This is a genomic window from Halobacteriovoraceae bacterium (genome assembly GCA_020635115.1).
In the GTDB taxonomy this organism is placed as follows: Bacteria; Bdellovibrionota; Bacteriovoracia; order Bacteriovoracales; family Bacteriovoracaceae; genus JACKAK01.
In genome coordinates, this window is the sequence record JACKAK010000004.1 from 253,515 (window position 1) to 270,961 (window position 17,447).

At 35.2% G+C, this 17,447-nt stretch carries 21 protein-coding genes; 16 read left to right on the forward strand and 5 right to left on the reverse strand.

All coding sequences use genetic code 11. The annotated features are described in order from the left end of the window. Positions 1-37: 37 nt before the first annotated feature. The 11 genes from H6622_07730 to H6622_07780 all read left to right on the forward strand — a co-directional run bounded on the left by H6622_07730 (position 38) and on the right by H6622_07780 (position 11,299). Entirely contained in the window at positions 38-232 is a 195-nt protein-coding gene (locus tag H6622_07730; protein MCB9061393.1) for a helix-turn-helix domain-containing protein, read from the forward strand. 40 nt (positions 233-272) lie between these two features. Further along, positions 273-3,020, forward strand: coding sequence for a type I restriction-modification system subunit M (locus tag H6622_07735; protein MCB9061394.1), 2,748 nt, complete (start codon positions 273-275; stop codon positions 3,018-3,020). Beyond that, positions 3,013-4,245, forward strand: a complete 1,233-nt coding sequence (locus tag H6622_07740; protein ID MCB9061395.1) for a restriction endonuclease subunit S — start codon at positions 3,013-3,015, stop codon at positions 4,243-4,245. The genes H6622_07735 and H6622_07740 overlap by 8 nt, the downstream gene beginning before the upstream one ends. 36 nt (positions 4,246-4,281) lie before the next feature. Next, positions 4,282-7,380: a type I restriction endonuclease subunit R gene (locus tag H6622_07745; protein MCB9061396.1), complete on the forward strand. Its 3,099-nt coding sequence runs from the start codon at positions 4,282-4,284 to the stop codon at positions 7,378-7,380. 123 nt (positions 7,381-7,503) lie between these two features. Then, the gene (locus H6622_07750) at positions 7,504-7,686 is read left to right on the forward strand and encodes a hypothetical protein (protein MCB9061397.1); all 183 of its coding nucleotides are present in this window, start codon (positions 7,504-7,506) and stop codon (positions 7,684-7,686) included. Between the two features lie 5 nt (positions 7,687-7,691). Then, entirely contained in the window at positions 7,692-8,468 is a 777-nt protein-coding gene (locus tag H6622_07755; GenBank protein ID MCB9061398.1) for an ATP-binding protein, read from the forward strand. Positions 8,469-8,496: 28 nt separating this feature from the next. Next, the gene (locus H6622_07760) at positions 8,497-9,048 is read left to right on the forward strand and encodes a DNA-binding protein (GenBank protein MCB9061399.1); all 552 of its coding nucleotides are present in this window, start codon (positions 8,497-8,499) and stop codon (positions 9,046-9,048) included. Positions 9,049-9,180: 132 nt separating this feature from the next. After that, positions 9,181-9,408, forward strand: a complete 228-nt coding sequence (locus H6622_07765) for a DUF2188 domain-containing protein (protein MCB9061400.1) — start codon at positions 9,181-9,183, stop codon at positions 9,406-9,408. Continuing rightward, positions 9,408-9,863, forward strand: a complete 456-nt coding sequence (locus H6622_07770) for a TIR domain-containing protein (protein ID MCB9061401.1) — start codon at positions 9,408-9,410, stop codon at positions 9,861-9,863. Before H6622_07765 ends, H6622_07770 begins: the two co-directional genes overlap by 1 nt. Positions 9,864-9,866: 3 nt before the next feature. After that, entirely contained in the window at positions 9,867-10,811 is a 945-nt protein-coding gene (locus H6622_07775; GenBank protein MCB9061402.1) for a caspase family protein, read from the forward strand. 8 nt (positions 10,812-10,819) lie between these two features. After that, positions 10,820-11,299: a toll/interleukin-1 receptor domain-containing protein gene (locus H6622_07780; GenBank protein MCB9061403.1), complete on the forward strand. Its 480-nt coding sequence runs from the start codon at positions 10,820-10,822 to the stop codon at positions 11,297-11,299. Positions 11,300-11,307: 8 nt separating this feature from the next. On the opposite strand, the gene H6622_07785 is transcribed toward H6622_07780, so the two are convergent. The 3 genes from H6622_07785 to H6622_07795 form a co-directional block, all read right to left on the reverse strand. Further along, entirely contained in the window at positions 11,308-11,886 is a 579-nt protein-coding gene (locus H6622_07785) for a plasmid pRiA4b ORF-3 family protein (protein MCB9061404.1), read from the reverse strand. Between the two features lie 82 nt (positions 11,887-11,968). Next, a complete protein-coding gene (locus H6622_07790; GenBank protein ID MCB9061405.1) occupies positions 11,969-12,127 on the reverse strand; it encodes a hypothetical protein in 159 nt (52 codons plus the stop codon). Then, positions 12,124-12,561: a recombinase family protein gene (locus tag H6622_07795; protein MCB9061406.1), complete on the reverse strand. Its 438-nt coding sequence runs from the start codon at positions 12,559-12,561 to the stop codon at positions 12,124-12,126. The genes H6622_07790 and H6622_07795 overlap by 4 nt, the downstream gene beginning before the upstream one ends. A 280-nt stretch (positions 12,562-12,841) precedes the next feature. Between H6622_07795 and H6622_07800 the strand changes: the two genes are divergently transcribed. Further along, positions 12,842-13,201, forward strand: coding sequence for a helix-turn-helix domain-containing protein (locus H6622_07800; GenBank protein MCB9061407.1), 360 nt, complete (start codon positions 12,842-12,844; stop codon positions 13,199-13,201). A gap of 23 nt (positions 13,202-13,224) precedes the next feature. Then, the gene (locus H6622_07805; protein MCB9061408.1) at positions 13,225-13,590 is read left to right on the forward strand and encodes a hypothetical protein; all 366 of its coding nucleotides are present in this window, start codon (positions 13,225-13,227) and stop codon (positions 13,588-13,590) included. 154 nt (positions 13,591-13,744) lie between these two features. Here the strand turns inward: H6622_07805 and H6622_07810 are convergent, their stop codons facing one another. Then, positions 13,745-14,173 carry an Rrf2 family transcriptional regulator gene (locus H6622_07810; GenBank protein ID MCB9061409.1) on the reverse strand — a complete coding sequence of 143 codons (429 nt, stop codon included), beginning with the start codon at positions 14,171-14,173 and terminating at the stop codon, positions 13,745-13,747. 79 nt (positions 14,174-14,252) lie between these two features. On the opposite strand from H6622_07810, the gene H6622_07815 reads away from it, so the two are divergent. Next, complete coding sequence (locus tag H6622_07815) at positions 14,253-14,618, forward strand: group 1 truncated hemoglobin (protein ID MCB9061410.1); 366 nt, start codon at positions 14,253-14,255, stop codon at positions 14,616-14,618. Between the two features lie 47 nt (positions 14,619-14,665). Here H6622_07815 and H6622_07820 read toward each other — a convergent pair whose 3' ends face one another. Continuing rightward, positions 14,666-14,830 carry a hypothetical protein gene (locus H6622_07820; protein MCB9061411.1) on the reverse strand — a complete coding sequence of 55 codons (165 nt, stop codon included), beginning with the start codon at positions 14,828-14,830 and terminating at the stop codon, positions 14,666-14,668. Positions 14,831-15,109: 279 nt separating this feature from the next. Here H6622_07820 and H6622_07825 point away from each other — a divergent pair, with 279 nt between their 5' ends. Both H6622_07825 and H6622_07830 read left to right on the forward strand, forming a co-directional pair. Continuing rightward, complete coding sequence (locus H6622_07825) at positions 15,110-16,372, forward strand: IS21 family transposase (GenBank protein MCB9061412.1); 1,263 nt, start codon at positions 15,110-15,112, stop codon at positions 16,370-16,372. Then, positions 16,369-17,124, forward strand: a complete 756-nt coding sequence (locus H6622_07830; protein MCB9061413.1) for an ATP-binding protein — start codon at positions 16,369-16,371, stop codon at positions 17,122-17,124. The genes H6622_07825 and H6622_07830 overlap by 4 nt, the downstream gene beginning before the upstream one ends. The last annotated feature ends 323 nt before the right edge of the window (positions 17,125-17,447 follow it).

The window sequence follows — 17,447 nt, forward strand, 5'->3', positions numbered from 1 at the left end:
TAATTCTGACAATTTATCCATATTGAGGAGATCGCCTGTGACTGAGACAGAGAGATGGTTGTCTGTTGAAGAAATCGCTGCACATTTGGGGGTTTCAAAAGAGACTATTTATCGTTGGTTGGAAAAGAAGGAAGAGAAACGCCGAATTCCTGCCAATAGAATTGGGAGACTTTGGAAGTTTAAAGCTTCTGAAGTTGATGAATGGATGAAGTCCGGCGGAGCTGAGGAATAATTTAGAAGTGTTTTAATTTAGATTTTTTAAAGGATTAGGTATGAATAAGCAGCAACTTGCTTCAAAGATATGGGAAACCGCAAATCAAATGCGATCAAAGATTGAAGCAAATGAATACAAAGACTACATCTTAGGTTTTATTTTTTATAAATACCTATCTGATAAAGAACTTCAGTTCTTAAAGAAAGAGGAATTTACCGATAAAGCGATTAAAGCTTTGAGTGAATCAAAAACGAAAGAAGTAAAATATATCAAAGAAAATCTTGGTTACTTTATTGCCCATGAAAATCTTTTCTCAACTTGGATTGAAAGCGGAAAAGATTTTGATGTTTCAAATGTTCGTGATGCTCTGTCTGCTTTTTCACGTTTAATTAACCCTGTTCATGAGAAATTATTCAAAGGAATTTTTGACACCTTACAAACAGGTCTAAGCAAGCTCGGTGATACTGCCCAATCTCAAACTAAAGCAATCAGCGATTTAATCCAGTTAGTAAAAGATATTCCGATGAATGGGAAACAAGACTATGATGTTTTGGGATATATTTATGAATATTTGATTGGAATGTTTGCAGCTAATGCAGGTAAGAAAGCAGGAGAATTCTACACTCCACATGAAGTATCACTACTCATGTCTGAGATAGTTGCTGACCATACAAAAAATAAAAAAGAAATTTCAATCTATGACCCTACTAGTGGTTCAGGCTCTCTCTTAATAAACATTGGTGCGAGCGTTGCAAAACACATTAAGAACGAAAACAATATCAAATATTATGCTCAGGAGTTAAAAGAAAATACTTATAACCTCACTCGTATGAATCTAGTCATGCGTGGGATTCTACCAGATAATATAGTTGCTCGTAGAGGCGATACTCTTGAGGAAGATTGGCCTTACTTTGATGAAAACGACAAAGTTAATAGCTACAAGCCACTTTACGTTGATGCTGTTGTTTCTAACCCTCCATATTCACAAAAATGGGATTCTAAGGATAAGGACGAGGATATTCGCTATAAAGATTTTGGTTTGGCTCCTAAGACTAAAGCAGATTATGCATTTCTTCTACACGATCTGTACCACATTAAGCCTGACGGAATTATGGCAATCGTATTACCTCACGGCGTTTTATTTCGAGGTGGTGATGAGGGAAAAATTCGCAAGAATCTAATTGAGCGTAACCACGTTGATGCGGTAATTGGCCTTCCTGCCAACATCTTCTTTGGAACAGGGATTCCAACAATCATTATGGTTTTAAAACGTAAACGCACGAATGATGACATTTTGATCGTCGATGCCTCAAAAGGATTTATCAAAGTTGGGAAAAACAATAAGCTCAGGGCCTCCGATATTAAGAAAATTGTAGATGTTGTTACTCACAGAAAAACAGTCGATAAATTTTCAAGGTTAGTGCCATTAGATGAACTCAGGACAAATGAATACAATTTAAATATTCCTCGTTATGTGGATTCATCTGAAAATCCTGAAACATGGGATATTTATTCTTCTATGTTTGGTGGGATTCCAGAGAAAGAATTGGCAGAATTAAATCAATTTTGGACAGCGTTTCCGAAGCTAAAAGATTCACTTTTTTCAAAGATATCCTCTCAGTATTACGAACTAAAAACAAAAGAAGTAAAAAATGCTATTAAAGATCACGCCGAGATTAAAAAATTTGTAAATGATTTTAATTCATCATTTTCTACTTTTGGTGATTATTTAAAAAAGAAACTTTTAAGTAAAATTGATTCTGTGAATGTCTCAAAAATGGAAGCTGAACTTAGTGAAGAAATTTTTAGTCGTCTGAGCAGTATCCCTCTTATTGATAAATATAAAGCATATCAAATTCTTGATGACGCTTGGGTTAATGTTTCTGTTGATCTTGAAATTCTTCAAACAGAAGGATTTAAGGCCTCTAAAGTAGTTGACGCCAACATGGTACAAAAAAAGAAAGATGGGAAAACCTTCGAAGTACAAGAAGGCTGGCTTGGACGAGTTATTCCATTTGATCTTGTTCAGGAAAAACTACTGACCACTGAACTTAACAGCTTAAAACAGAAACAAGATAGACTTTTGGAAATTACATCTGACATTGTGGACGTAATCGATTCATTTTCTGAAGAGGAAAAAGAGTCACCAGCTCTCAATGAAGCAAAAGATGGTTTTGATTCAAAAGAATTAGCAAATGCTATAGATGATGCTTATTCAACAGACTCTGAAGAAATTAGCCTTTTGAATGAGTACCTTGTTCTTGAAGACAAAAAAGAAGCATTTATAAAGAAAAATACAAAAGTTTCATGGAATAAGATGAAAGCCAGTAAAGATGGGACTTACACAAAAAAAGTTGTTCAAAATTATATCAAAATATTAAAAGAATCAGTTAAATTTCAAGAAGATTCATTTGAGAGTAAACTTCTCTTAGTTGAAAAACTCCTTACCGAAGAAAAGACCTTAAAATCTCAAGTCAAGATGGAAGAAGCATCATTGCATGAGAAGACGAAAGTAACAATTGAGGGACTTACTGATAAGGAGGTTTATGAACTTCTTGAATCAAAGTGGATTATACCATTAGTGACTTCGCTTAATGAGCTTCCAATTGGCATTGTAAATGATTTAACAAATCGCATTCAAAATCTATCAGCTAAATATAAGATCACTTACTCTCAAATTATGGGTCAAATACATGAGACAGAAGATGCTCTATCGTCTCTGATTGATGAACTTACTGGTAACGAGTTTGATGTAAAAGGGCTTCAAGAATTTAAAACTCTTCTTCAGGGTGAAAAGAATGACTAAAAATAATGTGCCTGAAGTTCGCAATAAAGAGTTCGTTGATTCATGGGAATTTAAGCACCTTTCAGGCGAAGTTGATTTTTATAGTGGTCTAACTTACTCACCACTTAATGTCGTAAAAGAAGGCGGAACTCTAGTGCTGCGATCTTCAAATGTTCAAGAAGGCGAAATTTCTCTCAACGATAACGTCTTTGTTCGCTCTGATGTTGTTAATTCCTCTAACGTTGAAGTGGGAGATGTCATTGTGGTTGTGAGAAATGGGTCTCGAAACCTTATTGGGAAGCATGCTCAAATCAAAGAAGATATGAGAGATACTGTTATTGGTGCTTTTATGGCGGGCCTACGTCCACGACAATCTTCTTTTATTAATGCCCTGCTGGATACTCAACTTTTCTCTAAAGAAGTGGAAAAAAACTTAGGCGCTACTATCAACCAAATCACTTCAGGAATGTTTAAAGAAATGAAATTTATGTTCCCAGTTGAGGGGGAGCAAAAAAAGGTTGGAATATTTTTTAAAAACATTGATCGTTTAATTTCTCAACACTCAAAGAAATACGAAAAGATGTTAAATGTAAAAAAATCGATGCTTGAAAAAATGTTTCCTAAAGATGGAACGACTATACCTGAAATTCGTTTTAAGGGATTCTCCAAGGAATGGAAACTAAAATCTTTTAGTGAGATTTCCGAATCCTTTGGATATGGATTAAACGCTGCGGCTGTTAAGTATGATGGTGTTAATAAGTATATTAGGATTACAGATATTGACGATGTTACTCGCAAATTTTTGGATAAAGATATCACATCTCCCAAGACAGATATGAGTAAGGCAAATGATTATATCTTAAGATCGGGAGACTTATTATTCGCACGAACTGGTGCGAGCGTGGGAAAAACCTACCTTTACAGAAAAGAAGACGGATTAGTTTATTTTGCGGGATTCTTAATTCGAGCTAGGATCAAACCAGACTTTGATCCTGAGTTTGTATTTCAGAATACTTTAACAAATCGTTATTTAAATTATATACGAATAACATCACAGCGTTCTGGGCAGCCCGGAGTTAATGCACAAGAGTATTCTGAATTTTCGATTCTAACTCCTACACAAGACGAGCAAGAAAAAATCGGATGCTACTTTAAACACCTTGACGGTTTGATTTCTCTCCAAGCAGAAGAACTAGAAAAACTTAAAAACATTAAAAAGGCGATGCTTGAAAAGATGTTTGTATAACACTTTTCAAGAATATTTAAGAAGGAACTTAGATAAATGACATTCACAAATGAATTAGATTTTGAAAATGCTGTAATTCAGATTCTTATCCAAAATGGTTGGGAGGAAGACGTAATCAAGTACCCAACAGAAGAGGATCTTCTGAAAAACTGGGCGAGTATCCTTTTTGAAAATAATCGAGGAATTGACCGTCTTGATAAATACCCCCTAACTAATGGAGAAATGCAACAAATCTTAGAGCAGATCAATACACTGAGAACTCCATTAAAACTTAATGGATTCATTAACGGAAAAACTGTCTCAATAAAAAGAGATAATGAAGAAGACAAAGCTCATTTTGGTAAAGAAGTAAGTCTTAAAATTTATGACCGAAGCGAGATTGCTGGTGGTACAAGTCGTTACCAAATTGTTCAACAGCCAAAATTTAAAAGTAAATCACCTATTTTAAATGATCGTCGTGGTGATCTCATGCTTTTAATTAATGGTATGCCTGTCATCCATATTGAGCTGAAAAAAGGTGGTGTTCCTGTAAGTCAGGCATATAACCAAATTGAAAAATACTCTAATCAGGCTATTTTCACAGGGCTATTTTCACTTGTTCAAGTTTTTGTGGCAATGGAACCAAATGAGATGGTTTATTTTGCTAACCCCGGGCCTGATGGAAAGTTTAACAAAGATTTCTATTTTCATTGGGCCGACTTTAACAATGAACCAATCAATGACTGGAAAACAGCAACCTATGCTCTACTAAATATCCCAATGGCCCATCAGCTAATTGGTTTTTATACGGTTGCGGATGATACGGATGGTGTTCTCAAAGTAATGAGAAGTTATCAGTATAATGCGGCCAATGCCATCTCAGATAGAGTGTCTAAAGTTAATTGGAAAACGAAAGATCAATATGGTGGTTTTATTTGGCATACCACAGGTTCTGGAAAGACCATGACAAGCTTCAAATCAGCGCAACTTATTTCAAACTCAAAAGATGCTGATAAGGTTATTTTTCTTATGGATCGAATTGAGTTAGGCGTCCAATCACTTCGAGAATATCAAGGTTTCGCTGAAGAAGGCGAAGATGTACAGGCTACAGAGAATACAGGAGTCTTGATTTCTAAGTTAAAAAGTAATGACCACGCTAATACATTGATTGTTACTTCGATTCAAAAAATGAGTAATATCCAAAGTGAAGATGGTGGAAGGAACGCTAAGGATATTGAACTAATCAACCAAAAGAGAATTGTCTTTATCGTGGATGAGGCTCATCGCTCTACATTTGGGGATATGCTAAAAGATATTAAAAAAACATTTCCCTTAGCTATTTTCTTTGGTTTTACGGGGACTCCAATTCAAGACGAAAATAAAAAGAAACTCAGCACGACTTCAACTATTTTTGGAAATGAACTCCATCGCTATAGTATTGCTGATGGAATTAGAGATAAAAACGTACTTGGTTTTGACCCTTATAAAGTATTAAGCCATAGGGATATTGATGTAAGACGTGCAGTTGCGCTAGAAAAGGCAAAAGCTAAAACAGAGCAAGAAGCTATTGCAAACGATAAGAAAAGTAAGGTCTATTACCATTGGATGAGTAACGAAGTTTCGATGATAGAGGTCGAGAAAAACCTACCATCAACTCAATATGAACGAACTGAACACCAAGAGATGGTTGTTCAAGATATTTTAGATAATTGGGTGCGATTAAGTCGCGGTGGTAAATTTCATGCTATATTTGCAACAAGTAGTATCCCAGAAGCTATACAATACTATCGGTTAATTAAAACCAAGAACCCCGAGTTGAAGGTAACGGCGTTATTTGACCCTAACATAGATAACGGTGGTAATATTCAGCTGAAGGAAGATGGATTAGTCGAACTCATTACTGACTACAATGATCGCTATAAGATGAATTTTAATCTTGCCACATTTTCAAGATTCAAAAAGGATATTGCTTCAAGACTAGCTCATAAAAGGCCTTATGAACGGATTGAGAATGAGCATGAGAAGAAAATTGATTTATTGATTGTTGTTGATCAAATGCTTACAGGTTTTGATTCAAAATGGATTAATACTCTCTACATGGATAAAATTCTTCAATACGAAAATATTATTCAAGCCTTTTCACGCACCAACCGTTTGTTTGGGCCAGACAAACCATTTGGAACAATACGATATTACAGAAAACCTCATACGATGGAAGAAAAAATAGATAAAGCCGTTAAACTCTATTCAGGTGAAAAACCACTTGCTTTATTTGTTCAGCATCTTGACTCAAATCTTGAAAAAATGAATAGAATTTTCAATGATGTTGCGACTCTTTTTGCGAGTGCTGGATTTCCAAATTTTGATAAATTACCGACAAACTCTTCTGAGTGCGGTCAATTTGCTAAACTTTTTAAAGAGTTTAATGTCCATTTAGAAGCTGCGAAAATTCAAGGCTTTGATTGGCAACAGTCAAAGTATGAATTTGCTGAAAAATCAATTGAAGTTGTTATAGATGAAAATACATTTTTGACTCTTGTTCAACGTTACAAGGAATTAGCAGGAGGTTCTTCTGGTGGTTCTGTAGGTAGTGTCCCTTATGATATTGATGGTTATTTAACGACTATAGATACTGGTCTAATCGACAGTAAATATATGAACGATAGATTTGAGAAGTATCTAAAGTTACTTGAAAATAAGAACGTCTCAAAAGAACAACTAGAAGATGTTTTGAATGAGCTGCACAAATCTTTTGCATCCCTAACTCAAGATGAGCAAAAATATGCAAATATCTTTCTTCATGATGTTCAAAAAGGAGATGCCAAACTTGAATCAGGAAAAACATTTCGAGAATATGTTATTCAATATCAAACGGATGCCACTGATTTACAAATAAAAAAAATATGTCAAGTTTTAGGCTTAGATTTAAATAAACTTAAAACTCTTTTAACTTCTACGGTTACGGAGCAAAACCTTAATGAGTTTGGTCGCTTCGATGATCTGAAAAATACTGTAAATAAGGCAAAAGCAAAGGAATACTTTGAAAAAGTGTCTGGTGAAGAACTAGCCGCCTTTGAAGTAAATATTAAAGTTCAGGAACTTCTGAAAGAGTTTTTGTTAAAAGGTGGATTTGAAATTAAGGACATCTCAAAATAATGATTGAAGAAGTTAAAGCTTACTTAAAAATGAATCCTGAGTCGAAAGCAAAAGATATCGCTAAGGAACTCGGTTGTACAACAAAGGAAGTGAATCAGATTCTTCACTATACTCCGGATATATTTGTACAAGATAAGGCTACTTACAAATGGACTTTACTTCCCCAAGATGAATCAATTGTTACATTTTCAGGGTGCTGGGTTGATTGTGATTCATTTGAAACATCATTGCAAAATGCTGAGAGTGACGTTGATAAGACATCATCCGTCACTTTTATTTTACCGGATGGATGTAGTTTTTTATTAGATGCTTTGGCTCGATTCCTTGCTCTTTGTAATCAGTTAGCTTATTCCGGAAAAGGTGTTTCAATAGATTTTAGTAATAATGGAAGTCTGAAGCATTACTTGAATAGAGCTGGTTTTTTTGATCATCTTGATGAAAAGGTTAAAGTGCTCCCTGATAGACCAAAACAATCAACAGCTAAATCTCATAAAGATAATAGCAAAAATCTTGTAGAAATTGGAGAGGTTACTCCTCATGAAGATGAGGACGCAAAGGATCAGCTTGTAACTAGATTAACTAACAAATTCGTCAATTTAACTAGTAATGAATATAAAGCGGCAGTCTCTACAATCTTTGCTGAACTAACAGGCAACATTCAAGAACATAGCAGTACAGAGCTTAAAGGTTTTGCTGGATTACAAAAGTATTTGGGGAGTAGGCCACATATTCAAACTGTTATTTCTGATAGTGGTCTTGGTATTGCTTCAACTCTTCGTCCCTCTCTACAAAGCCATCACAAAGAGCTTTATAAGTTATACCGTGATGAAAATATTGATAACGATATTGCTCTGGTTACAAGAGTTATGTCTGACGGGTTAATTAGTAGATATGGAGCGGGCCGTGGTCTAGGATTTAAAAGTAGTAGAGAGCATGCCCTTAAATTTAAGGCGAAGTATTCAGTACGACAAGAACGATTTAGTCTAGAGTTCTTGTTTGAGAATGGTGATTTAAAACAAGTTATATCGAAAACGAATCTTGTAAAAATATGTGGTACACATATTTGTTTTGATTTCAATATTGACTAAAATTATGACTTCTGGTTAAATTAAACAGATGAAACAGAAAAAGATTATTATAAAACTACGTGATGTTGTTGGTAAAAGTATTGGCTTTGGTAATAATATCGGACGAGAAACCTATCAAAAATTACAATCAGTATTAGATGAGCACCCCGAAACCAAAATTTTTGGAATATCATTTGATGGCATGGAAATGATGGATGCCTCTTTTGCTAGAGAAAGTGTGATTTCGTTAGCAAAGGCAAAACGTGGAGAGGTTGGCTTTTATCTAAAAGATTTTGCTTCAAAAGACCTTCAAGACAATTGGGAATATGCAGCTAGAGCAAAAGAACAACCCCTTTTCGTATATGAGGGCAAGAGCTGGAGCTTATTAGGCCTTGATCTTAATGATGACATGAAGAAACTATTTGATTTCATTATAAAAAATGAATCTGTAACTACATCTATAATTGCGGATAAGTTCAAGTTTTCTGCTCCAAATGCTAGTATGAAGCTTAAAAAATTACTTGGACAAGGGCTACTGATAGGCTCCAAAGGTACTGCTGAGAGTGGTGGGCTTGAATATATTTTTTCAGCTATCAAATAATTCTCCTTAAACTGCTTGACTTAACCAGAATGGTGACCCATAATGAAGTTATATTAGCTGCATTATGGCAGCTTTTTTGTAACCCTCTGGTTAAACGGCTTAAGTTAATCAGATATTTTGGAGGATATAGCCATGGCAAATAAGAAACCTGTTCATACCGTCCCTAGTGGGAATGGTTGGTCAAACAAACAGGGCGGAAAGACAATTTCCCAACATCGCACTAAAGCAAATGCTGAGACAGAAGGCCGTCGCCAAGCTAAGCGAGACGAAACAGAGCACGTCATTCACAAGAGTAATGGCCAAATTGGTGAGAAAAATAGTTATGGTAATGATCCATGTCCGCCAAAGGATAAAAAATAATGATTGCTAAGCCAATTATTTGGGTTGGTGGTTTATTTTTAGCTGCACACTTATTAGAGGAGAAAGATAAAGTGAAAAAAGTATTTATTAGTTTTGATTTTGATAACGATTCATTCCTGAAAGAAGCTCTTGTTGGGCAAGCAAAAAACCCCGACACTCCCTTTGAAATTATAGATCAGTCGTTGAGGCAGGCCCTTACTGGTGATTGGAAAACCAAAATCAGACCAAGGATTCAAAAGTCAGATATTGTGGTTGTGATGTGTGGACAAAAAACTCATACAGCAACAGGAGTGTCCGCTGAGCTTGAGATCGCAAAAGAGTTAGGGAAACCATACTTTTTATTGAAAGGATATTCTGAAAAAACATGTACTGCACCCAAAGCTGCAAACACATCCGATAAGATGTACACATGGACTTGGGATAATCTTAAAAAATTAATTGGTGGAGCTAGATAGGTTATGAGACGAGCATTAATTGTCGGTATTGATCACTACGACGGATCACCATTAAGTGGTTGTATTAACGACGCAAATAAAGTTTTTGAGTTAGCGTCTTTAAATGAAGATGGAACACCAAATTTTGATTGTAAAAAAATGATCTCATCTGAAACGAATGTCACTCGTTCGAGTTTGAAGGAAGCCATCGAGAAATTATTTAAAGACGATGCCGATATGGCATTACTATATTTCTCAGGCCATGGAACATCTAATAATCTTGGCGGATATGTTGTTACTCAGGACGCTAAAAAATATGATGAAGGCGTTTCGATGTCTGATATTTTAAAATTTGCAAATGCCTCAAAAGCCAAAGAATGCATCATTATGCTGGATTGCTGCTTTAGTGGACATCTAGGGAACCTTCCGGAAATCGACAATAAGGCCTTTATTAAAGAAGGCGTATCCATTCTGACTGCCAGCCGATCTAATCAGGTTGCCATGGAGTCAGGTGGAAGTGGGTTGTTTACCTCATTAGTCTGTGATGCTCTTAGGGGTGGAGCCGCAGATTTACTGGGAATAGTTACCACTGCAAGTGTTTACTCTCATGTTGAACCCATATTTGGAGCTTGGGATCAGAGACCTTTATTCAAGACTCATATTTCCAAATCAACAATCCTTCGTCGCTGCAAACCTTTAATTGATCCTCAAGTTCTAAGGGAAATGACTTCAATATTCAAAACTCATGACTATAAAGTGCAGTTAGATAAAACATTTGAGCCTGAAGAAAGGCCCAAGGGGCACCCGAATGAAAAGATTTTCGCAAAACTTCAAGCCTATAGAGCACAAGGATTAGTCAATCCAGATGGTGAAGATCATTTGTACTGGGCAGCAATAAATAATAAAACATGTAGCTTAACCCCACTAGGTCAGTTTTATTGGCACTTGGTTAAAGCAAAAAGAATTTAGAGGTAGATATGATTTTTATTTCCCATAGACGAGCTGACGAAACAGAAGCAAAGAGAATGGCAACATTGCTACAATCAAAGAATGTAAATTATTATCTAGATGTTCTTGATCCCATGGCAAAGACATCTCTCGATATTACAAAGCACATAATGAACAATTTAAATAAGTGTACTCATGTGATTGTTATCTTTTCAAAAAATACAGAAGGATCAATGTGGGTTCCATTTGAACTAGGCGCAGCCTACAAAGCAGACAAAGGAATTGGAACTTACCTCGTTGAACTTGTTTCAACACCAGAGTATCTGAATACTTTTCCAAAAATGAAAACGAGTGCTGATATTGATAAATTTGTGGAGGAATATAAACAAGAGCAAGTTTTAACAAAATCTGCTCGTTATGATGATCGTACCGTGATTCTAAACGAAGCATCTGGATCAGGTCGTGCTGAGAGATTTATCACCCGACTGAAATCACGGCTAGGGCAATAGGTGCTGAATTAAAGACTGTCGTCCCAAAGAAAGAACTTGTTTACAAAATTTGGGTCGAATGTGGCAGGATTATAGAATCCGCCTAACCAAGTTAGTAATTCATCTTTTTCTTTTGAATTTTTACCAGAGATCACTTTTTTTAGATTTTCAAAACTATGAGGCCCACCACAATCTTCAGGTGGGCATGCATTTTCTCCGGCAATACACACAGGGTAATTCATCTTTGGATCGTCTTCTAGAGTATTGGTTATTTCGATTTCATGAAGCCAATCATCGCCAAAATCGTAGGTGTAAGTGAATTTCTTTGAAGAACCAAGAACGTCTCGAAGTTCAATGCCATTGGATGGTATGTAATCCATCTCTACGGCTGATTCCTCATCTGAGTAGAATTTCCTGTTAATTTCAAAAGCATATAAATGAGCATTATTCCAGCCCATTGTGATTTGAATGAGCATATGAAGCTCATCAAGATCAATGATCTCATGAGCAAGAAATTTTCTCCAAACAAGTGGCTTTGTATTCACTAGTGAGACTGTAAATTCATAAACTCCTGGTTTTTGCTTAGCGGTTGTTTTCTTTTTTGCCATAGTTATTTATAGCAAAAATAAATAACAGCGACAATCAGTAACAAAAATGAAAGTGAAAGTGAGTCACCTTCAAAATTTCGTATTATCGCTGGAGTCTCTGAGTAAAATTTTGAAGCGGTGGAAGTCCCTCATCAACTTTCATCAATGCTTCTTTTTTAAAACCCTCAACTGCTTTAGGTGCAAGGTAGCCACCTGATGCTAATAAAATAATAGCCGCTACTATTTCTGCTACTGCTTTCATTTTTTCTTCTCCTGTTCACGTTTATAGATTTCTTGGACTGTTGTTTTTGACCATTGGCCACCACGCTTAGAAGGAATGCCACTTTCTGTTAGGACTCCGGCAATTTCTCTAAATGAATGGCCCTTGGATTTTAATGATATGATTCTCTGAATAACTTTTTGTTCAGCTTGATGAGGTACTCGAACACCTGAAACCTCACGCTCACCGTAACGTGGGCTTGGTGATTTGATCGAATCTTTATTGATCTTCGCTTTACGAAGATAATCGCTGATTGCTGTCCGTGACCATCCTGTTAAATCTGAAATTTGATAGCTAGAAAGGTCAAAATCTAGATAGAGTTTCCGCAAAATTGCTTGATTTTCACTTGGATTTCCAATGAAATGTGTAATGAAAACAGATACATAGCTTACGGGCGTGAGTGGTTCGTCCAGCATCAGCCCCCGACCACCATCGAACTCTTGCTTTCGATGGTGGCCCCCTAAGTTTATGGTTAACATTTTTAAATCATTGAAAGAATTCTCAGGCAGTTAGCATCAAGGTTAGCGGCTTCATCACTCCCGACATGTCACGAAGTGACACTCGTTGGCTAGGTTTGGCTTTATTTTGGCTAAGTGATTTTTTTAGCAACAATCTCTTGGCCTACATAGTGTAGTCAACCATTTAACCATGTTTCATTGTCCAAAGAGCATCTTTACACTTTTAAAGGAGGCTGTTTTGGAAAAACCAAAAAGACGTAAAAGAAGAAGTGATTCTAAGGTTATTACTAAGGAAGCACAGGTATTAAGGTTTATGAGGAAGTCTAAAAACTTATCAATGAAAAATGCAGGAGTTCTCATTGATAAGTCAGACACTCTTATTTCTCATACTGAGCATGGGCGAATTGATCTTCATCACAAATTAGTAGAAAGGCTTGTAACCGCTTATGGCTACACTATGGAAGATTTTAATTTATTTATGGTCTCAGATGAGAATTTACTTGTGGATTATAAGGAGGACTTAATTAATTTCATTCACAAAATGGATGATGCACAAATAATGAAGGCCTTTAATCTTTTAAAAGCAATGATTAAGTAATTTAAAAACAAGGATAGTTAATAATGAAAAAGCAGAATGAAACAAACAAAAATAAGAACACTAACAGTTTCTCTTCTCTTAGGGTGAAAAAGGGGACTAAGGATAATGCCTTAAAGATTTTGGAAACAATTAACAAGAAGGACTTTGGCCGTAAAATATCCATTGAAGATCTTGTCACAAAGGCTCTTGAAAATGTGACAAAAGAAGATATTGAAATGTTGCAAAGGAAGTCTTTGCGAAATAAGGATCGTCAGGCAATTGTTCATCAATTTTATTGCAAGAAAGTGAAAAAAGTCACAGAAGATGAGTTTATTGGAATCACCATGTCATCTGACTATTTCGACTTCTTAGAGAAAAACAAGGCTGACCTCCAGAATTTGGGGATTTAAGCTATAAAATGTCACTTTAATGAGTAAAAATATTAAAAGAGGAAGTTCAAGGATGAACAAAAAGGCTAGAATGGCTTTTCCTCTTCTATTTCGCAGTTGATTTGGTCGATTAATGGAAATTTCATGATGGTTATAAATGAGTTTGTTCATGAAATTAAAGCGAGAGATCAGCAGCGATTTTGCTTTTATTAGTCACAATATCTGCAAGAGTATATTCCTTGAGAGTTTCAAAGAATTGTTGCTCGGCAAGTTTCAGTGCTCTTTTGAGTTTACATGAAGTATCGATAGTGCAGCTTTTTGAAATAGCAAAACATTCGACCAAGTGCAAATCTTTTTCTAATTCTTGCACGAGTTTGCCCACGTTAATATTTTCGGGAGTCATGGCGAGGGCGATGCCACCTCCTTTACCTTTGTAAGAATTGATAACTCCAATCGTAGCCAGGTTGTGCACAACTTTGACCAGGTGATTTTTTGAGATCTGATACTTGTTAGCAATTTCGGCTACTGTGCAGCGTTTGTCTCTTTTAACTGCAAGATAGATAAGAACTCGAAGACTGTAATCGGTAAAGCCAGCAAGTCGCATAAAAATTTCCTGTTTACTTCAATTGTATTTAAGCTTAGCATACATAATATGTATTTAAAATATATGTTAAGGGGCGTTTATGTCGACTTTATTTGAACAAATTGGTGGAAAAGATGCGGTTAATGCAGCCGTGGATGTGTTTTACAAGAAGGTATTGGCAGATGATCGGATCAATAAATTCTTTGAGGGAGTCGATATGAATGCACAGAGACGAAAGCAAATCTTGTTTCTGACTTATGCCTTTGGTGGCCCTAATAGTTACGACGGGAAAAATATGCGTGACGCACATGCCAAGCTTGTCGAGCAGGGATTGAACGATAGTCATTTTGATGCTGTTGTTGAAAATCTTGGTTCAACACTAAAGGAGCTAAGTGTTCCTGATAATCTCATAGGGGAAGCAGCGGCAATTGCTGAATCGACTCGAGCAGATGTTCTTGGGAAATAAATAATGAGGAAGAATGTAGAGCCGAATTTGTCTATTCTGAATGATTATTAAAGATTTTGGCCAATATCGTGAACCTTGTATTTCTTCAATTCTTTAACAAATTGTCGATTTGCTTTTTCAAAAATTGATTTAAGCTTACATCCTGGATTCAAATTACATGTGTTGGACTCACTATTAAAGCATTCTACCAAGTCAAAATCTTCAAATTTCATAACGATTTCAGCAATATTTTTATTTAGTGTTTGAGGCTTCAGAGAAATACCTCCTTTTGGTCCAGGAGAGTAAGCGGTTCATAAACTACACTCTTTCCAAAGATTTTCTCTCGATGATAATGGCACTAACAGTCAATATTTTCATGGAGGAAAATTATGAAACTCACCAACTCTCGTCAATGTAAATTTTAATTGAATAATCCCCAAAAATTACATTTGAAAATTCCCCACGCATAGCAGTGTACAATGTAAACACTAACAATTTTCATGGAGGAATAAATGTTAAGTGTAAAGGTTTGGGGAATGATCAGAAATCTAAAAAATAATGGATTGAATATATCAGAGATATCTAGAAATCTTAATTTTGACAGAAAGACTGTACGAAAATTACTAAATAGTGAAACACCTCCACAAGGATATAGTAGAAAAAAATCAGCCTCAAAATTAGATGACTATAAAACCTATATTGACGGTAGACTTCAAAAATATAATTTAACAGCTAAAAAACTATTCAAAGAAATCAAACAACAAGGATATTCCGGTGAATATGTAATTGTTAGTAAGTATGTAAAAACAATTAAGGACAAACATCGGGCAAAAGCAGTTCTCTTATTTGAAACTTTACCGGGAGAGCAGGCCCAAGTTGATTGGGGATACTTCGGAAAATTATATGATCAGGATTTAAAAAAAGATGTTCGATTATGTTGTTTCGTGATTGTACTAGGTTTTTCGAGAACAAAATTTATTCATTTTTTTGATGGCGACAATACTGAAAATTTTTTAATGGGCCATAATAAATCTTTTGAATATTTTGGTGGACATACAAAAGACATTCTTTACGATAATTTAAAATCAGTTGTGATTAGAAGAGCTTTTAGGGTCACAGATTCAGAGTTTAATAAAAGATTTATGGAGTTTGCTGGTTATTATGGTTTTAATCCAATTTTAGCACGCCCTTATAAACCTAATACCAAAGGAAAAGTTGAAAACACTGTTAAATATGTTCGAACTTCATTTTTTGATGGGGAAACATTTAAATCACTGAAGGACCTCAACAGTAAGGCCTTAGACTGGTTAAATGAAGTTAATAATCAGGTTCATTCAACAATAAAAGAAAAACCATTTGATAGATTAAAGCATGAAAACTTAATAACAGTTGAAAATAAATATTTTGATCTATCAAAAATATATTATCGAAAAGTTTTTATTGATTCTCATTTTAATTTATTTTCAAAAAAATATTCAGTTCCCTATCAATACGTAAACAAAGAAGTCGCAATAAAATTGAGTGAAGAAAATATAATTGTTTATTATCGAGAAAAAATTATTGCTGAACATACCATAAACGAATTAGGAACTATTTATATAACTAACCCGGAACATTTAGATGGACTTGCAGAAAAACGATATGGTTCTGGTTATCGCCCAAAAATTAAAGAAAGCAAAAAAACTAATAATGAGATTCATACTGTTTCTGGCGTCGATTTAAATATCAATGTTGAAGAAAGAGACTTAAATTTTTATCAAGGAGTATTACAATGAACTTTTCCTATGAAAGACTTAATCAAAATTTAGAGGCATTAAAGCTGACAAAAATTTCTGAAATTTTAGATAATTATCTAGAACGAGCAGTAAAAGAGCAAGCATCAATAACAGAAGCATTAGATTATCTAGTGAATGAAGAAAGATGTCACAAGGATGAAAAATCGCTTAAAATGAGAACAAATGTTGCGGGATTCCCTTATCGGAAAACATTTGAACAATTTGATTTTAATTATCAACCTTCTATTGATGTAAAAACCATAAATGAACTGAGGACAATGCGTTTTGTAGAAAATGGAGAGAACGTAATACTACTAGGGCCACCAGGTGTTGGAAAAACTCATTTATCAATAGCTCTCGGAATGGATGCCGTTAGAAACAAATATAGTTGTTACTATATGAATTGCCACGAATTGATCACAGCACTTAATAGATCACAGTTTGAAAATAATTTAGCAACGAAACTAAAAACATTAACCAAGTACAAAGTTCTAATTATCGATGAAGTAGGCTATCTACCATTTGATAAACAAGGGGCAAATCTGTTTTTTCAATTAATATCAAAACGATATGAAAAGCATTCAATAATATTAACCTCTAATAAAAGCTTTTCTGAATGGGGTAGTATTTTTGGAGACAATGTAATTGCATCTGCTGTTTTAGATAGACTTTTACATCACTGTACAGTTGTGAATGTTAAAGGTGAAAGCTATCGATTAAAGGACAGAAAAGATCAATTAAAAAGAAATTAATATATTTTTTACTTAGTAGTGGGGAATTTTCAAATGAAATAAATGGGGAATTTTCAATTAAAATTGACATCAATTCTGGAAAGGTCACATTGAACGGCAGGCTACTTCAGGCCTATCCCAATCCGCGTACTGTAAAATCCAGGGCCTCAATAAAAGCACCTTCAGTGCCCAAAAGTCGACTCTCTCAAAGGAAGGATTACTGGGGGCCGATGAAAAAAGGTTTGAACCCTTTCTTCCCATTACACCCAAAGATGATTGCATTTCTATTGAGCTGAGCTCGGGAGTGAAGCTTACCTTCGACAAGCTTCCCGAGGCCAAGTGGA

What these genes read in the sequence shown, in the direction of transcription:
- H6622_07735 (MCB9061394.1), top strand. Translation starts at nt 273, where the DNA reads ATGAATAAGCAGCAACTTGCTTCAAAGATATGGGAAACCGCAAATCAA.
- H6622_07740 (MCB9061395.1), top strand. Translation starts at nt 3,013, where the DNA reads ATGACTAAAAATAATGTGCCTGAAGTTCGCAATAAAGAGTTCGTTGAT.
- H6622_07745 (MCB9061396.1), top strand. Translation starts at nt 4,282, where the DNA reads ATGACATTCACAAATGAATTAGATTTTGAAAATGCTGTAATTCAGATT.
- H6622_07760 (MCB9061399.1), top strand. Translation starts at nt 8,497, where the DNA reads ATGAAACAGAAAAAGATTATTATAAAACTACGTGATGTTGTTGGTAAA.
- H6622_07765 (MCB9061400.1), top strand. Translation starts at nt 9,181, where the DNA reads ATGGCAAATAAGAAACCTGTTCATACCGTCCCTAGTGGGAATGGTTGG.
- H6622_07770 (MCB9061401.1), top strand. Translation starts at nt 9,408, where the DNA reads ATGATTGCTAAGCCAATTATTTGGGTTGGTGGTTTATTTTTAGCTGCA.
- H6622_07775 (MCB9061402.1), top strand. Translation starts at nt 9,867, where the DNA reads ATGAGACGAGCATTAATTGTCGGTATTGATCACTACGACGGATCACCA.
- H6622_07780 (MCB9061403.1), top strand. Translation starts at nt 10,820, where the DNA reads ATGATTTTTATTTCCCATAGACGAGCTGACGAAACAGAAGCAAAGAGA.
- H6622_07785 (MCB9061404.1), bottom strand. Translation starts at nt 11,886, where the DNA reads ATGGCAAAAAAGAAAACAACCGCTAAGCAAAAACCAGGAGTTTATGAA.
- H6622_07790 (MCB9061405.1), bottom strand. Translation starts at nt 12,127, where the DNA reads ATGAAAGCAGTAGCAGAAATAGTAGCGGCTATTATTTTATTAGCATCA.
- H6622_07795 (MCB9061406.1), bottom strand. Translation starts at nt 12,561, where the DNA reads ATGCTGGACGAACCACTCACGCCCGTAAGCTATGTATCTGTTTTCATT.
- H6622_07805 (MCB9061408.1), top strand. Translation starts at nt 13,225, where the DNA reads ATGAAAAAGCAGAATGAAACAAACAAAAATAAGAACACTAACAGTTTC.
- H6622_07810 (MCB9061409.1), bottom strand. Translation starts at nt 14,173, where the DNA reads ATGCGACTTGCTGGCTTTACCGATTACAGTCTTCGAGTTCTTATCTAT.
- H6622_07815 (MCB9061410.1), top strand. Translation starts at nt 14,253, where the DNA reads ATGTCGACTTTATTTGAACAAATTGGTGGAAAAGATGCGGTTAATGCA.
- H6622_07820 (MCB9061411.1), bottom strand. Translation starts at nt 14,830, where the DNA reads ATGAAATTTGAAGATTTTGACTTGGTAGAATGCTTTAATAGTGAGTCC.
- H6622_07825 (MCB9061412.1), top strand. Translation starts at nt 15,110, where the DNA reads ATGTTAAGTGTAAAGGTTTGGGGAATGATCAGAAATCTAAAAAATAAT.
- H6622_07830 (MCB9061413.1), top strand. Translation starts at nt 16,369, where the DNA reads ATGAACTTTTCCTATGAAAGACTTAATCAAAATTTAGAGGCATTAAAG.